Annotated in this window: 13 protein-coding genes; 10 read left to right on the forward strand and 3 right to left on the reverse strand. The window is 70.1% G+C overall.

Going from position 1 to position 13,757, the window contains the following annotated elements:
* Positions 1–3 precede the first annotated feature (3 nt).
* The 3 genes from J5Y10_RS19930 (at position 4) to J5Y10_RS19940 (ending at position 2,242) form a co-directional block, all read left to right on the forward strand.
* The gene (locus tag J5Y10_RS19930) at positions 4–852 is read left to right on the forward strand and encodes an alpha/beta fold hydrolase (RefSeq protein WP_209375861.1); all 849 of its coding nucleotides are present in this window, start codon (positions 4–6) and stop codon (positions 850–852) included.
* A 60-nt stretch (positions 853–912) separates the two neighbouring features.
* Positions 913–1,443 carry a VOC family protein gene (locus J5Y10_RS19935; RefSeq protein ID WP_209375862.1) on the forward strand — a complete coding sequence of 177 codons (531 nt, stop codon included), beginning with the start codon at positions 913–915 and terminating at the stop codon, positions 1,441–1,443.
* 580 nt (positions 1,444–2,023) lie between these two features.
* Positions 2,024–2,242, forward strand: a complete 219-nt coding sequence (locus tag J5Y10_RS19940) for an FAD-dependent oxidoreductase (RefSeq protein WP_342452971.1) — start codon at positions 2,024–2,026, stop codon at positions 2,240–2,242.
* 147 nt (positions 2,243–2,389) lie between these two features.
* On the opposite strand, the gene J5Y10_RS19945 is transcribed toward J5Y10_RS19940, so the two are convergent.
* Entirely contained in the window at positions 2,390–3,361 is a 972-nt protein-coding gene (locus J5Y10_RS19945; protein WP_209375864.1) for a LysR family transcriptional regulator, read from the reverse strand.
* 121 nt (positions 3,362–3,482) lie between these two features.
* Here J5Y10_RS19945 and J5Y10_RS19950 point away from each other — a divergent pair, with 121 nt between their 5' ends.
* The 7 genes from J5Y10_RS19950 to J5Y10_RS19980 all read left to right on the forward strand — a co-directional run bounded on the left by J5Y10_RS19950 (position 3,483) and on the right by J5Y10_RS19980 (position 10,960).
* A complete protein-coding gene (locus J5Y10_RS19950) occupies positions 3,483–4,298 on the forward strand; it encodes an enoyl-CoA hydratase/isomerase family protein (RefSeq protein WP_209375865.1) in 816 nt (271 codons plus the stop codon).
* Positions 4,291–6,435, forward strand: coding sequence for an acetate--CoA ligase family protein (locus J5Y10_RS19955; protein WP_209375866.1), 2,145 nt, complete (start codon positions 4,291–4,293; stop codon positions 6,433–6,435). The genes J5Y10_RS19950 and J5Y10_RS19955 overlap by 8 nt, the downstream gene beginning before the upstream one ends.
* An 87-nt stretch (positions 6,436–6,522) precedes the next feature.
* Entirely contained in the window at positions 6,523–7,497 is a 975-nt protein-coding gene (locus J5Y10_RS19960) for a Bug family tripartite tricarboxylate transporter substrate binding protein (RefSeq protein ID WP_209375867.1), read from the forward strand.
* A 22-nt stretch (positions 7,498–7,519) separates the two neighbouring features.
* The gene (locus tag J5Y10_RS19965; protein WP_209375868.1) at positions 7,520–7,921 is read left to right on the forward strand and encodes a thioesterase family protein; all 402 of its coding nucleotides are present in this window, start codon (positions 7,520–7,522) and stop codon (positions 7,919–7,921) included.
* A gap of 23 nt (positions 7,922–7,944) precedes the next feature.
* Complete coding sequence (locus J5Y10_RS19970) at positions 7,945–8,901, forward strand: Bug family tripartite tricarboxylate transporter substrate binding protein (RefSeq protein WP_209375869.1); 957 nt, start codon at positions 7,945–7,947, stop codon at positions 8,899–8,901.
* A 20-nt stretch (positions 8,902–8,921) separates the two neighbouring features.
* The gene (locus tag J5Y10_RS19975; RefSeq protein WP_209375870.1) at positions 8,922–9,974 is read left to right on the forward strand and encodes an LLM class flavin-dependent oxidoreductase; all 1,053 of its coding nucleotides are present in this window, start codon (positions 8,922–8,924) and stop codon (positions 9,972–9,974) included.
* A gap of 11 nt (positions 9,975–9,985) precedes the next feature.
* Positions 9,986–10,960 carry a Bug family tripartite tricarboxylate transporter substrate binding protein gene (locus J5Y10_RS19980; RefSeq protein ID WP_209375871.1) on the forward strand — a complete coding sequence of 325 codons (975 nt, stop codon included), beginning with the start codon at positions 9,986–9,988 and terminating at the stop codon, positions 10,958–10,960.
* A 155-nt stretch (positions 10,961–11,115) separates the two neighbouring features.
* Here J5Y10_RS19980 and J5Y10_RS19985 read toward each other — a convergent pair whose 3' ends face one another.
* Positions 11,116–12,498, reverse strand: a complete 1,383-nt coding sequence (locus J5Y10_RS19985) for an FAD-containing oxidoreductase (RefSeq protein WP_209375872.1) — start codon at positions 12,496–12,498, stop codon at positions 11,116–11,118.
* Between the two features lie 204 nt (positions 12,499–12,702).
* On the reverse strand, positions 12,703–13,290 hold the full coding sequence (locus J5Y10_RS19990) for a DUF308 domain-containing protein (RefSeq protein WP_209375873.1): 588 nt from the start codon (positions 13,288–13,290) through the stop codon (positions 12,703–12,705).
* Between the last annotated feature and the right edge of the window lie 467 nt (positions 13,291–13,757).

The raw sequence follows: 13,757 nt of genomic DNA on the forward strand, positions 1-13,757 counted from the left end.
ATCATGACTGCGACTTTGAAGGGGTTCACCCAGCAGCTGGTGCCGGTAAATGGCATCAAGATCAACGCTGCCATGGGAGGCTCAGGCCCGCCAATCCTTCTGCTTCACGGCTGGCCGGAAACATGGTGGGAATGGCACCATGTGATGCCGCTGCTGGCCGAGCATTTCAGCGTGGTGGCCATGGATCTGCGCGGTGCGGGCTTTTCCGACTGCCCACTCGACGGCTATGACAAGGCGACGATGGCGCGTGACGCGCACGAGGTTATGGTCGCCCTTGGGCATGAACGCTACGCCGTGTGTGGACATGATATCGGTGGAATGGTCGCCTTGCCGCAGGCCACCATCTATCGCGAGGCTGTTACCCACCTGGCCGTCCTCGACGTTCCGCTTCCCGGTTGGACCGGATGGGAGGCGACGACCGCAAGGCTCTGGCACTTCAGCTTCCATATGAACCGGGATCTGCCCGAGCGCCTGATCCATGGTCGTGAATACGACTACGTTTCGACCTTCATGGCAGAACGGTTCTACGATCACAGCACTTTTGATCCGGCGGACATCGAGATCTACGCCAAGGCGATGGCTCTTCCGGGCCGCACGCGCGGCGGCATGGAATGGTATCGCACCCTCGCCGCCGATCACGCGGCTGCGCTCGAGTACAAGAAGCAGCCGCTCGACATACCCGTCCTTGGTCTAGGTGGGGACCAGCGCTTCGGCGCGCAGATGGTGCCGATGCTTAGGGAGTTCGCCGCTAATGTGTCAGGTGGCCCAATCGCGCGATGCAGTCACTATGTCGCGGACGAGCGGCCGGATGAAGTCGCGGGCGCTCTGATCACGTTCCTCAGAGCCAATTGAAATCCTGCGCCTGCGCCGTCTTGGGCCGGGCGGATCGACAACTTCAGAATGGAGACAATCATGACCGCATCCGTTGTCCGCGGCGTCAATCATGTCGGCATCACGGTGCCCGACATCGAAGCAGCGAAATCGTTTCTGGTGGAAGCTTTCGGCGGCCAGGTGATCTACCAGTCTTTCGGACCGCAAGATCCGCCGCGGCAGGGGCCCGAGTTCGAGCGAGCCGTCGGCGCTTTCCCCGGGACCGTCGTGCGTGCGCAGGCGATGGTCAAGATCGGAACCGGACCCGACATTGAGCTCTTCGAAATGCACGGCCCCGAGCAAGCCCAACCGGTCCGGGCGAGCGACTTCGGCATCACGCATTTCGGTGTTTACACCGACGACATCGACGCATCGGTTGAGCGCTTCGAAAGGGCTGGCGGCACTCCCCTCACCGCGCCACGTGCAATCCCCTATGCAACCGAGAAAGGCTCTGGAAATAAGGTCTGCTATTGCCGCATGCCCTGGGGCACGACGGTGGAGTTCATAACCACGCCGGACCGAATGGCCTATCGTGACCAGACGGATTTGCGCAGGTGGCAGGACGAGGACTGAGCAGGGCGCGAAGAGGGATCCGCATTGCTCAAGTTGCGGTGACGCTGACGCGGTATGCCACCGGCCCTTGCCCTTGCCCTTGCCCTTGCCCTTGCCCTGGCCCTGGCCCTGGCCCTGGCCCTGGCCCTGGCCCTGGCCCTGGCGACGGCTCCGGCTGCGCCGCGTTCACCGTGATCCCACGGGGCCCGAAGCCCGCGCCAGCCCGTGCGCCATCCCCTACATTGCGGACTTCGTCGTTGAGTGGACCACGATGCCGGGGTGCCCGACGTGGCCCCCAACATTGGAGCCGATCACGGCGATCCGTCAGCCCTGGGGTATCCGGTGGGGCGCGTGGACGCTGATGCGGATGGTCCGGTCGCCCTCATCCGCATCCTGCTAGAGCGGATTGAGGAAGATCAGTACGCCCGCGTTCGCCCCCCCAGGTCCAGTGCCCCACTCTCCCGCAACCGACCGGCCACGGCGTCCTGGTCCGCGCTGTCCGACATCTCCGCCCTCGCGCCCGTTGCCCCTCGCCAGCCGCTCCACAATAGCCTCCCAGCTGAAGGTGACGAGTTTGATAGATTCTTATTGCGGTTCTCACATGAACTCTTCTTCTGGAGGTGAGGAGGCATCCCGAGCACGATTGGCCGAATGTGAGATTCTGATTATCGGGGCCGGGATTGCCGGTGCTGCAGTGGCTTATGATACCGCGGCGAGCGCCTCTGTCGTGATCCTCGAACGTGAGGCGCAGCCCGGCTATCACAGCACCGGGCGATCGGCCGCGCTGTTCTCGGAGACATACGGCAATGCGGTTCACTAACAGCGCTACTATCCCGACGATATTCTCCGATCGCTCCGCGTCGGGCCGGAACCGGCCTCGGCGCTCGTTGCCAAGGTTCTGGCCGTTCAGGGCCAACGGCCAGAACCTTGGCATCATTCCGGAGCGCTGAAGCGAATACAGGGGCATTCATGGGCGGATGAGTGCGACCTGGGCCCGGAGGTGCCGCAAGAGGTCTTGAGCTGCCGGAGAGAGGCGCCTTCCCCGTCTGGTCACAAGATGAGCTTCCGATCCCTCCAGGAAGGGCTCACCCGCCTCCAGCGCCACAAGCCTGCCGTCTCGCAGCTCTTGGTCCACGGCGAACTCGGTCGTGATGATCACCCCGTCCCACTCCTCCGCGAACCGCAGCAGGGCGCGCGACGAATTCGTGGTCAGCCGGGGGACAAGCCGCACGCGGTGGCGGTGCTCGGCTGAGAGCAGGACCTGCCGGACCCCGTAGCTGCCCGGAAGCAGGCCCAGGGCGTGGTGCCGCAAGTCATCCACCTCGATCGGCCGTCCCAGCCGCCGCAGCGGATGGGTTGGGTTCACGATGATCCGCATCGCATGCCGGCGTGAGGCGTGGGACTGCAGCTTGGGCTCCGGCGGCAAGTTGTAGAGCAGTGCCATCTGAATCGTGTCGTCAAGAAGGCGCGCCACGAGGTGGTCCGTGCTGCCCACCTGCACGTCCAGGCGGAGATCCGGATGCGCGAGGGCGAAGGCGCGGAGCGGCGGGCCCATGACCGCGCCCAGGAAGCCTTCTCCCATTCCCACCGAGACCTGCCCCCCACGCGCCTCCACCAGCTCCTGCAGCTGCGCGATGACGCCGTCCAGCCTTCCCCGCTGGTCGGTGAAGTAACTGTCCAGCAGGTCCCCAGCCTCGGTCGGCCGGACACCGCGACCGTGCCGCTCCAGCAGCGCGATGCCGAGATCAGTCTCCATCTTTGCGATTTGCCGGCTGAGCGCGGAAGGGCTGACCCCAAGCCGCTCCGCCCCGCCCCGGACGGATCCCGCCGATGTCGCTTCGTGTAGGTATAGCAGCCTGCGCTGGTCCAGCCCGGCGATCCGGTTGGCCAGGGAGAGGCGCTGCTTCTCGGAGAGGACGCCACGGCGTGCACCGGCCATCAGGGCAGATCCGTTGCTGTTTCGGCAACATTTAAGCCGAGAATAGGTACACTGTCCCGTCTCCGATCTGACACAGTTCCGCACCGAGGCGGGCCGAGGACGCCCGCCGCAGGAGCGCCGCATGACCGACGAGCCGACCGTCCTCTACGAGGTGCAGGACAAGGTCTGCACCATCACACTGAACCGCCCGCGCGTGCTGAACGCCATCAGCCGCGCGATGAAGGCCGAGTTCGTGGAGGCCTTCGACCGCGCGGAGGCCGACCCGGAGGTGAGCGTGATCCTGCTGCGCGGTGCCGGCCGCGCCTTCTGCGCCGGGGTGGACCTGAAGGAGGCGGCGGCCAACCCTTGGGAGAACAGCGTCACGGGCTGGCGCTGGCACCTCACCACGCTGCTGGCGATGTGCCTGCGCATGTGGAACTCCTCCAAGCCCGTCATCGCCGCCGTGCGCGGCCACGCGCTGGGCTCCGGCTGCGACCTGGCGCTTTCCGCCGACCTCACCGTCGCCGCGTCGGACGCGAATTTCGGGGAGCCGGAGATCCGCGGCACCTCGGGCCCGCCGGGGCTGATGATGCCCTGGGTGGTGGGCCTGAAGCGCGCGAAGGAGCTGCTGCTGTTCGGGGACAGCGTGAACGCGGAGCAGGCCGAGCGCTACGGCATGTGCACGCGGGTCTTCCCGCTGGAAAGCTTCGACGAGGAGGTGGAGCGCTACGCGCGCCGCCTGGCCGCCATCCCCGCCGTCGCGCTCTCGCTCAACAAGCGCTCCATCAACAAGAGCTTCGAGATGATGGGCCTGCGCAACGCGCTGGACTTCAACACGGAGATGATGATCTCCACCAACATGTCCAAGCCCGCCGAGCAGCGCGAGGCGCGGCGCGCGCAGATCGCGGCCGGCGGGCTGAAGGAGATGCTGGCGAAGCGGGACGAAGGCCTTGCCTGACGCGCCCTTCCCGCCCGCGGTCGCCGACCTCTCCGCCTTCCTGGAGCCCGCCTCCGTCGCCATCATCGGTGCCTCGGCGGATCCGGGAAAGATCGGGGCGCGCCCGCTGCGCTACCTCCGCAAGTTCGGCTTCGCCGGCGCCATCCATCCCGTGAACCCGCGCGGGGGCGAGATCGGCGGGCTGACCTGCCACCGGGACGTGGCCGACATCCCCGGCCCGGTGGACCTCGCCATCGTCGTCACGGCGGCCGAGCACGTCATGGCCGCCCTCCGCGCCTGCGCCGCTAAAGGCGTGCGCGGCGCGGTGGTGATCAGCGCGGGCTTCGGCGAGACGGGCGAGGCGGGGCGCGCGGCGGAGGCCGAGATGGCGGGCTTCGCCGCGCGGGGGATGCGCGTGCTCGGCCCCAACAACCAGGGCACGGTGAACCTGATCACCGGCGCGGTGATGGGCTTCAACCCGCTGCTGGAATGGGTGGAGCGCTTCCGCCCCGGCCGGATCGGGCTGGTGAGCCAGAGCTCCGGCATCGGCTTCGGCCTGCTCGGCCTCGGGCTGGAGCGCGGCATGGGCTTCGCGCACCTCGTTACGACAGGCAACGAGGCCGACCTCTCCTTCGCCGACAGCGCGCTCGCCCTGCTGGAGAGGGAGGAGGTGCGCGTCGTCGCCGGGGCCCTGGAGGGGGTGAAGGACGTCGCCGCCCTGCGCCGCCTCGCGGAGCGCTCCCACGCCCTGGGCAAGCCGGTGGTGGTGATGAAGGGCGCGACCAGCCGGGCCGGCGGCCGCGCCGCCGCTTCCCACACCGGGTCGCTTGCCGGCGGCAGCGCGGTCTTCTCCGGCTTCTGCCGCCAGCACGGCTTGGTAGAGGCGGCGGGGATGGATGAGCTGCTGGACCTCGCCGGGGCCTTCACGGGCCTCGGCCTGCCGCGCCCCGGCCGGCGCGTGGCGATCGCCACGGGCACGGGCGGCACGGCGGTGCTGATGGCCGACGCGCTGGAGCGGGCGGGGTTCGAGATGCCCGCTCCCTCGGCGGGAACGGAGGCGGCGCTGCGGCGGACCCTCCCGGCCATCGCGAGCTTCGGCAACCCGATCGACATGACCACCGCCAATCTCGGCAACCGCAGCCTCTTCCTGGAGACGGCGCAGATCCTGGGCAGCGACGGCGGCTACGACTCCCTCGTCACCGTCGTCGGCCCGGCCGTGACGAAGAGCGGCGTGGACTATGCCCGTCAGATCGTGGCGGCGGCGGAGGCCGTGCCGGCAGTGTTCGTCTCCTGGAGCGCGCCGGACGGCGAGGGGCAGGCGATGCTGCGCGATGCCGGCATCCCCGTCGTGCCCTCCCCGCAGCGTCTGGCGCCGCTGATGGCGTCGGCCGCCGCGCGCGCGGCCTTTCAGGACCGCGGCGCGCCCGCCCGCCCCGCACTGCCCGGGCGGGAGGCGCGGCTGGAGAAGGCCCAAGCCATCCTGGCCGGGGCGCGCGGCCTGCAACTGGCCGAACATCAGGCCAAGGCCCTCTGCGCGCTCTGGGATTTACCGGTGACGCGGGAGATCCTGGCCCCCGATGCACCGGCCGCGGTCGCCGCGGCGGAACGGCTCGGCTACCCCGTGGCCCTGAAGCTGCAATCCGCGGAGATCGGCCACAAGACCGAGATCGGCGGCGTCCTGCTGAACCTGGCCGACGCCACTTCGGTCGCCGAGGGCACCGCCCGGCTGATGGAGGCCGCGCGCCGGCACGCGCCCGGCGCGGTGATCGACGGCGTCCTCGTGCAGGAGATGGTGCGCGGCGCCGGGGAGGTGATCGTGGGGGTGGTGGACGATCCCTCGCTCGGCACCGCCGTCATGGCGGGCCCGGGCGGCATCCTGGCCGAGATCGTGGAGGACGTGGCCTTCCGCCTCGTCCCCTTCGATACGGCCGAAGCGGCCCGGCTGCGCGGGGAGACCCGGCTCTCCCGCATGACCGGCGGCGTTCGTGGCGGCCTGGCCTGGGATGCGGAGGCACTCGACGCCCTGCTCGCCCGCGTCTCCGTGATGGCGGACGAGCTGCGGGGCCTGGTGAGCGAGATCGACCTGAACCCCGTGATCATCCGTCCGCAGGGCGAGGGCGCGGTGATCGTCGACGCCCTGGTGGTCAGGAAGAGCTGAGGCGCGACGCGCATGAGGGCCGGACCGGCGGAAAGCCGGCCGGGAGACGGGGAACGGAGTGCACGGCCAACATGGAAGGACAGTCCGATGACTCTCTCCCGCCGTAGCACCCTCCTCGCCGCGCCGGCGCTGCTGGCGCCCCTGGCTGCCCGCGCCCAGGGGCCCTACCCGGACCGGCCGATCCGCTTCATCATCCCCTTCGCCGCGGGCGGCGGCACCTCCGTCATCGCGCGCATCGTGACGGAGCCGATGGCGGCGGATCTCGGCAAGAGCTTCGTCATCGACAACCGACCTGGCGCCGGCGGTAACGTGGCGGCCGAGGTCGTCGCCAAGTCCCCGCCGGACGGCTACACGCTGTTTTACGGCTCGCTCGGCATCCTCGCGATCAACCCCTCCCTCTACCGCTCCGTGCCGTTCGACCCAATCCGGGATTTCACGCCGATCTCGCGCATGACGACGGCGCCGAACGTGCTGGTGGTGCACCCCGACGTTCCCGCGACGAACCTGCAGGAGTTCCTGGCGCTGGCCCGCGCAAGGCCGGGCGGGATCAACTACGGCTCCGGCGGCAGCGGCACCACCACGCACCTGTCCGGCGAGATGCTGAAGGCGATGACGGGGGTGGAGATCACCCACGTGCCCTATCGCGGCGACGGCCCCGCGGTGGTGGACCTGCTGGCGAACCGCGTGCAGTGCATGTTCGGCAACCTGAACGGCATGGCCGCCCTGATCCGCCAGAACCAGGTGCGCCCGATCGCCATCACCAGCCTCGGCCGCTGGCCCGCCGCGCCGGACATCCCGACCTTCGACGAGCAGGGGGTGAAGGGCTACGAGATCTCCGGCTGGAGCGGCATCGTGGCGCCCGCCGGGACGCCGCCCGCCATCATCGCGCGGCTGCGCGATTCCATGGTGGCGGCGCTGAAGGTGCCGGCCACGCGGGCGCGGCTGGAGGAGCTCGGCCTGGAGCCCATCGGCGACACGCCCGAGGAGTTCGCCGCCGTACTGCGGCAGGACTTGGCGAAGTGGCGCGAGGTGGTCCGCGCCTCCGGCGCCACGGCCGATTGAACACCGGGAGGAGGAGATCCGCATGCCGATCGAGACAGGGCTGACGCACGAGATGAAGGTCGCGGTGACGGAGGATCTGACCGCGGAGCACTACGGGAACCCGGGCTTCCCCGTCCTCGCCACGCCCGCGCTCTGCGGGCTGGCGGAGCGGTGCTGCATCGCGGCGCTGGCCCCGCACCTGGAGTCCGGCCAGGGCTCGGTCGGCACCTCCCTCTCCATCGAGCACCTGGCGGCCACGCCGCCGGGCTTCACCGTGACCCTGCGCTGCACCTTGCAGGCGGTGGAACGGAGTATGCTGGACTTCGTCGTGGAGGCGACGGACGGCGTGGACACGATCGCCCGCATCACCCATCGCCGCGCGGTGGTGGGAATGGAGCGCTTCCGCCAACGCGTGGAGGCCAAGGCCGCGAGGGCCGCGGCCTGAGGCACCTCTCCGGGAGGACATCCATGATCCGTCGGCGCCATCTCCTGGCGATGCCCCTCCTCGCGGCTCCCGGCACCGCGCGGGCGCAGGGCTGGCCCACCCGCCCGGTCACCGTGGTGGTGCCCTATCTCGCCGGCGGCCCCTCCGACGTCTTCGGGCGGGTCGTGGCGGCGCCGATGCTCCAGCGGCTCGGCCAGCCCGGCGTGGTGGAGAACCGGGCCGGCGCCAATGGCGGCATCGCCGCCGGCCTCGTAGCCCGGGCGGCGCCGGACGGGCACACGCTGCTCGTCGTCGCGGGCGGCATCATGACCATCAACCCGCTGCTGATGCCGAACCCCGGCTACGACCCCGTGCGGGACTTCGCCCCGGTCACCATCGGCATCCGCGCGCCGAACGTGCTGGTCGTCCCGGCCGCCTCCGCCGCCACCACCCTGGACGCCTTCCTCGCCGGCGCGAAGTCGGGCGGCGTCACTTACGGCACGCCGGGCATCGGCTCCTCCGAGCACCTGACCATGGCCATGCTGGTCCAGCGGGCCGGGGTGGAAATGACCCATGTCCCCTATCCCGGCGTGGCCCAGACGATCACGGACCTGCTGGGCGGCACGCTGCAATCCGGCTTCCTCGGCCTCGGCGCGACGCTCGCCCATATCCGCGCGGGGCGGCTGCGGCCGCTCGCGGTCTCCTCCACCGAGCGCAGCCCTGCGCTGCCCGATGTGCCCGCCGCGGCCGAGCGCTACCCCGGCTTCCTGGCGCATAGCTGGCAGGGGTTGGTGGCGCCCCGCGCGACGCCTGAGCCCGTGCTGGAGGGCCTGCACGCCCTGACGGACGAGGCCCTGGCCGCGCCCGAGGCCCGGGCACGGCTGGAGGCGCTCGGCTTCACGGTCGTCGCCAGCAGCCGGGCCGAGATGGCGGAGGTGGTCGCGGGCGAGACGGAGCGCTGGCGCGGCGTGATCCGGGACGCGCGGATCACGCTCGGCTGACACGACAGGGAGGAAAAGCGATGACCCACCCGCTTCGCATCGGGATCTGGGCACTGGTGCACGGCAACCGCGCCGCGCTGAACGACCCGGAGGAGCCCTACGACGCCTCCTGGCGGCGCAACCGCGGGCTGGTGCTGGAGGCGGAGTCGCTGGGCTACGACTGCGTGCTGGTGGCCCAGCACACGATGAACCCGCACCGCACGGACCTCGGCCAGCTGGAGGCCTGGACCGCCTCCGCCGCGCTGGCGGCGGAGACGAGCCGGATCGAGATCATCGCGGCCATCAAGCCCATGCTCTACCACCCCGTCGTGCTCGCGAAGATGGCGCTGCAGATCGAGGAGATCAGCGGCGGGCGCTTCGCCATCAACCTCGTGAATGCCTGGAACCGCAAGGAGATCGAGGATGCCGGCCTCGTCTTCCGCGAGCACGACGAGCGCTACGCATACGGCGCCGAGTGGCTGGAGGTGGTGGAGCGCCTCATGCGCGGCGAGGAGGTGCAGCACCAGGGCCGCTACTTCCAGGTGAAGGACTACGTCCTGCGGCCCGCCGCGCGGGGGCGGGCGCGGCCGCGCATCTATGTCGGCGGCGAATCCCCGCCGGCGCGGGACCTGGTCGCGGCCCGGGCCGATGTCTGGTTCATCAACGGCCAGCCGCTAGAGGACGTGCAGGCGCTGATCGCCGATGTCCGCGCCCGCCCGCGGCAGGGGGAGCCGGTGCGCTTCGGCCTCTCCACCTTCGTCATCGCGCGGGAGACGGAGGAGGAGGCGCAGGCGGAGTACCGGCGCCTGCTGGACCTCGCCGCGCAGGACGCGGAGATCAAGGCCTACGTGAAGGCCAACACCGATCCCGCCGTGGCGATGCGCAAGACCCAGGCGAAGTTCCAGAGCGTGGGCACCAATGGCGGCACCGCCGCCGGCACGGTGGGCAGCTACGATCAGGTGGCCGCGCGCCTCGCGGCCTTCCACGCGGCGGGGATCGACACGCTCCTCACCCAGTTCCAGCCTTTCGAGCGGGAGATGCGGCGCTTCGCGGAGAACGTCATGCCGCGCCTCGCCCATCTGCGCGCCGCCTGAGGGAGACGCCGATGCGCCCCCGCCGCCCCCTGCTTGCCGCCGCCCTGGCAACCCCGTTCCTGCCGGGGGCCGCGCTGGCGCAGGCGGAGTGGCCGAGCCGGCCGATCCGCCTGATCGTGCCTTTTCCGCCCGGCGGCGCCTCGGACCTGCTCGGGCGGCTGATGGCGGAGGGGCTGACCGCGCAGCTGCGCCAGCCGGTGGTGGTGGAGAACCGCGGCGGCGCGGGCGGGCTGACGGCGGCCGAGTACGCCTCCAAGCAGCCCGGGGACGGCTACACCCTCCTGCTCGGCACGCAGCCGACCCAGGTGTTCAACAAGTACCTCTACGCGCACCTGCCCTACGACCCCGACCGCGACTTCACGCCGGTCAGTACGGTGGCCGCGGTGGCCTACGTGCTGGTGGTGAACCCGAACGTGCCCGCGAAGGACCTGCCGGAGCTGATCGCCTATGCCCGGGCCAATCCCGGCCGGCTGAACTACGGCTCCTCCGGCACGGGCGGCGGCATGCACCTGGCCACCCACCTCTTCGCCGAGCGCGCCGGGGGCAACATGGTGCACGTGCCCTATCGCGGCGCCGCCCCGGCCGTGACGGCCCTCGTGCAGGGCGAGGTGCAGCTGATGGTGGACCTGGTCCCGAACAGCCTGCCGCTGATCCGCTCCGGCGCGCTGAAGGCCTTCGCCGTCGGCCTGCCGGAGCCCTCGCCGCTGCTGCCCGGCGTGCCCACCTTCCGGGGGTTCGGGATCACGGATTTCGACGTGCCCTCCTGGTTCGTGCTCGTCGCCTCGGGACAGGTGCCGCCGGCGGTGGAGGAGCGGCTGCGCGCGGCGGCCGAGGCCACCGTGGCCGACCCGGGCTTCGCCACCCGGCTGGAGGCCGTCTCGGCGCGCCCGCTGCCGATCTCCGGCCCCGCGCTCCGGGCCTTCCTGGCCGAGCAGAGCGCGCGGTGGGAGCCCATCATCCGGAGCGCGAACGTGCGGCTCGACTGACGGGGCTGGGCGGGATGACTGGGCCCTCCTCTGCACGGCGGACTTCATGGCCGAGCCCGGCACCCTCATGCAGCCGATCGAGGCGGATACCCTCCGTCACTCAACCGACATCACGATGCGCAGGATGCTCCGGACGAGCATCGCGCCCGTACTCCTCACGTGGCTGGTCGCAGGTCGAGCAGCAAGGTCGGGATCAGTTCCGAAACCGTGGGGTGGATGGGCACCGCCCAGCGCAGCGCGTCGAGGGGCTGATCGGCGTTCATCATGTCGAGGATGCCGTGGATCGCCTCGTCCCCGCCGGTGCCCAGGATGGCCGCCCCCAGAATGCGCCGCGTGTCCGCGTCGGCAAGGACCTTCATGAAGCCTTGCGTCTCGGCCTTCTCGACGGCACGGCCGACGCGGGTCATGGCGCGCTTCGCGTGAAGCAGCCGGCGACCGCTCCGCGCCGCCTCTGCTTCCGTCATCCCGATCCGCCCGAGCGGCGGATCGATATAGAGCGCGTAGCCGGTCAGCCTTTGGGTGACACGGCGGTCCTCTCCGTCGAGCAGGTTGGCGGCGACGATCTCGAAATCGTTGTAGGCCGTGTGGGTAAAGGCCCCTCGCCCGTTGCAGTCGCCGAGCGCATAGACACCCGGCACACTCGTCTGCAGGCGGTCGTCGACCGTGATGTAGCCGCGCGCATCGACATCGATGCCGGCCGCATCGAGCCCCAGATCGTCCGTGTTGGGCCGCCGTCCGACGGCCATGAGCACATGACTGCCGATGACCGGCGCGCTGTTCCCATCGCAATGCACCGACACGGAGATCTCGTCGCCGTTTCGGGCGAAGCCGATGCAGTCCGCCCCAGTGCGGACGGCGATGCCTTCGCGTTCCAGGATCGTCCGGACCTCCGCCGAGACATCCGGATCCTCGCGCGCGATCAGCCGATCCGACCGCTCGACGATCGTGACCTCCGCGCCGAACCGGCGGTACATCTGGGCGAATTCGAGGCCGATGTAGCTGCCGCCGACGACGACGAGGTGGCGCGGCAGGACCTCCAGGGCAACCATGTCGGTGTTGGTGAGCACCGTCACGTCGCCCAAGCCCGGCATGTCCGGGACAACGGCGCGGCCGCCAACATTGATGAAGATGCGCGGCGCGGTCAGTTGCTCGCCGGCAACCTCCACCGTGTTCGGCCCGGCAAAGCGGGCATGGCCGCGGATGAGCTCGGCGTTGGTCATACCGGCGAGCCAGGTCTCGTTGCCCGCCCGCGAGTCCAGGATCACCTTCCGGGCCCGTGCCGCCACGGCCGGCATGTCGATCTGGATCGGCCCGTCGACGGCGAACCCGTAGTCTCCGCCGCGCCGCGCCGTGTGGACGGCATAAGCGCTGGCGACCAGCGTCTTGGTCGGCTTGCATCCGGTGTTGACGCAGGTGCCACCGACCAGATGGCGCTCGATGATCGCCACCCTCATGCCGGCATCGTTCAGCCTCCCGGCGAGCGACGGGCCCGCTTGGCCGGCGCCGATGATGATCGCGTCGAAGGCGCGCGCGCTCATCGGCGGGTGCCCGATGCGGCGGACGGGGTGGTGCAGCAAGGCATCATGTTGGGGTCCAATCCGTTCAGGCATGCGGCCGGAGGTCGTCCGGGTCCGGAAGGATGCGCTGCCGCCCGGGGATCGAGCGGCAGCACGGTTGTGGCGGCCTGGGGGGCTTGGCGCAGCGGGCCGGGCGTGCTGCCCGGAGCCTACTGGTCCCTCCCGTCACCCGGCGGCGCGAAGCCCGCCCCGACGGGCGTCGCCCACCGTCAGCCAGAGTGCCGATACGAGGAAGTAGAAGGCGCCGAAGGCCGCGTAGGGGGCCACCGTGGCGATGCCCACCGGTTCCGGGCCACCGGCCATCCGAACGAAGAACAACCCGGCCAGGGCGGACTGGGCGCCGCTGAGGATCATCGCCCATTGAGCGCCATAGGACCTCCACCGGCGGACGGCGGTGGCGAGCTGCAGCAATCCGGCGAAGCCGGCCCAGATGCCGAACACCACGATGACGCTGTTCATGCTGACGCCGAGCGCGACGGCCACGGCAGCGGCCGTGATGGTGCTGACGATGACGTTCAGCAGCTGCGTCCTGTTGCTGCCGAGACCACCATTACGCTGGGCATCGATCAGGTTGGCGACGGCGTCCCATGCCGGATAGCCGACCAGCAGGATAGCCGCCAGCTGCGGCGCGCTCCTCGCGACGCTGAAGGCTGCCGCCACCCAGGCCGCCGAGAAGGCGAAGCGGGCGAAGTAGTAGCGCTTGAGCCACCCCGAGGCAGGCGGCGCGGGATGGTCGATGATCTGAGTGGGCATTTCGAGCCTCCAATCCGAGTACCAACCTACTAGAAGGTAGATATACGGGTGTCAACGCTCTCTCGCCGATGTCCGTTTCGATCCTGCCGGCGCCCGCTCTCCAGACACGGGGACCCGCCCGGCAGGCCCGGGATACGGGCGCCCGGCCCTTGAGGTCCTCGAAGGCGAGAGGCGTGCACCAACGACCCCCAAAGCAAAACGACGAAAGAAACATCCCCGCAGGAGGTGCTGCTGGACCGAGACTAGCTGCAGCGATGGGCCGGGCGGGACGGGCACTACGACGAGATCTTCGCCGCGATGAACCCGCGCCGAGCCTGTCGCCTCACAAGAGCCCGGATAGGGCCGGGTCGGGGCAGGTTGGGAAAGGAAGGACGAGCTCGCGGGCATTCGCTCCGTGTGCCCTGGAGACCGGCACGGAATTCCAGGCAGATCGCGGCGTTAAGAATTTGGGGGAGCGCTACGCAGCG

It is taken from the genome of Roseomonas indoligenes (assembly GCF_017813365.1).
In the GTDB taxonomy this organism is placed as follows: domain Bacteria; phylum Pseudomonadota; class Alphaproteobacteria; order Acetobacterales; family Acetobacteraceae; genus Roseomonas; species Roseomonas indoligenes.